The 457-nt window shown below is 66.1% G+C and carries 1 protein-coding gene; it reads left to right on the top strand.

Annotated elements, in window-relative coordinates:
• On the top strand, nt 1-457 hold a 457-nt coding region (locus tag AABA86_RS32480), incomplete at both ends, for a family 1 glycosylhydrolase (protein ID WP_338309668.1).

Below are 457 nucleotides of genomic sequence, written 5' to 3'. Positions count from 1 at the left end.
CCGTGCAGGCGATCCGCGCCTCCGGCCGCGCCGGCACCCGCGTCGGGGCGGCCGAGAACATCGCCGCCTGCGTGCCGGCGATAGCGACGCCGGAAAACATTCGCGCCGCCGAGAGCGCGACGCGCGAGCTCAATGCGGGCTTCCTCGGCGTGGTGCTGGAGGGCAGATACACCGAGGGCTTTCTGGCCTATGCCGGCGCGGACGCGCCGAAATTCACCGCCGAGGAATTGAAGATCATCGGCACGCCGAACGACTTCGTCGGCCTCAATATCTATGCGCCGCAATACTACGTCACGGCCTCCGACAGCGCGCCTGGCTTCCACGTGCTGCCGTTCCCCACCTCGTTCCCGCACATGAATTCGGAATGGCTGCGGGTTGGCCCCGAGGTGATCTACTGGGCGCCGCGGCTTGCCGCGAAAATCTGGAACATCGAGAACATCTACATCAGCGAGAACGG

This window comes from Bradyrhizobium sp. TM233 (assembly GCF_036247965.1).
In the GTDB taxonomy this organism is placed as follows: domain Bacteria; phylum Pseudomonadota; class Alphaproteobacteria; order Rhizobiales; family Xanthobacteraceae; genus Bradyrhizobium; species Bradyrhizobium ottawaense.
This window is presented reverse-complemented; position numbering and strand designations above follow the sequence as displayed.